The 1416-nt window shown below is 62.6% G+C and carries 1 protein-coding gene; it reads left to right on the top strand.

From position 1 onward, the window contains the following. A partial coding sequence (locus VH88_RS15480) for a recombinase family protein (RefSeq protein ID WP_052689645.1) occupies positions 1 to 1405 on the top strand: 1405 nt, incomplete at its 5' end. Positions 1406 to 1416 lie beyond the last annotated feature (11 nt).

Consider the following 1416-nt stretch of genomic DNA (forward strand, 5'->3'; position numbering starts at 1 on the left):
GCTCGGACAGTTCATCCGTCGTGTTGAGGATCGTGCTGTCGCGATGCCGCACGTCCTGATCTGCGAGAGTCTGGACCGACTTAACCGTCAGGCCCCTCTTGATGCTCTGGCCCCATTCATCGGTCTGATCAACGCGGGCATCACGCTGGTCACTCTGACGGATCGACAGCAATTCACGCGCGAGAGCATGGGAGAGGACGGCGGGCTTCGCCTTCTCGGAAGCCTCATCGTCATGCTTCGCGCTCATGAGGAGTCGGCTACCAAAAGCAAAAGGGTTCGGGCCGCATGGGAGCGGAAGCGGCGTGAAGCCGACGTCCGCAAACTGACCAAGACATGCCCGGCATGGCTTCGTCTCGCACCGGATCGGTCGAAGTTCGAGATTGTGGAAGAGCGCGCTGATATCGTTCGACTGATCTTCGCCGAGACGGCCTCGGGGATCGGCAAAGGGTCGATTGCAGCACGACTAAATGACGCGGGCGTTCCGCCCTTCCGAGGCAAGAATGGCTGGCATGCCAGCTACATCCAGAAGCTCCTCTCCAGCGATGCGGCCCTCGGCATCTATCAGCCCCACTCCATCGAGGGTGGGCGCAGAGTTCCGGCCGGTCCTCCGGTCCCCAGCTACTTCCCTCCCATCATCGCCGAGAGCCTCGCACTCAAGGCGAGAGCCGCGATCATCGCCCGCAGACACGGAGCCGCCGGTCGCAAAGGCTCCAACTTCAGGAACATCCTCAACGGAATAGCTCAATGCGCCGCCTGTGGCGGCAGCATGACCTACGTCGGCAAAGGTGATGCAGAACGGTATCTGGCGTGCTCGTCTGCTCGGCGGCGACGCGGCTGTAGCTGCCGCGTCCTCTTCAACTTCAATGAGGCAGAGCGGCAGTTTCTGGATGCCGCGATGCGGGTGGACCCGAAGGCGCGGAACGCGCCCGCTGCCAGCAGAACGCGGGACGAACTGCACCGAGTTCAGCGAGACGTGGTGCGGCTGTCTGGCCGCCTGACGAAGCTGCTGGCGTCGTTCGAGAACGACTCGACAGATGAAGTCGTGGCGGCGGTCGCGGCTGCTCGTGACCTACTTCGGCTGGCTCGGATCGAAGAGGGCAGGCTCAAGGACGTCCTTGTCGTCGAAGAGCATGGTGCTGGACTTCCAGACCTCCAAGCCGCCATCGAGGAGTTGCGTGACCCAGACCTGCCAACGTGCAGGTCATCGAAATTTCTCGTGCGCGCCCGGATCGCCCATGCGGCAAAAGCGGCCGGGTTCACAGCAGTTTTCCACGAGCATCACCGTCGCGTTGAACTGCGATGCGTCGGCTACGGAGGCGCGATCTGGTTTAGCTGTTCGCCTCAACGTGGTGACCCGAAGCGTGACCCGCTTGGCCGCTTTGCCAAGCGGGCACACGACGGATGAACTGTCCGAGC

The organism is Brevundimonas sp. KM4 (genome assembly GCF_000964075.1).
Classification (GTDB): Bacteria; Pseudomonadota; Alphaproteobacteria; order Caulobacterales; family Caulobacteraceae; genus Brevundimonas; species Brevundimonas huaxiensis.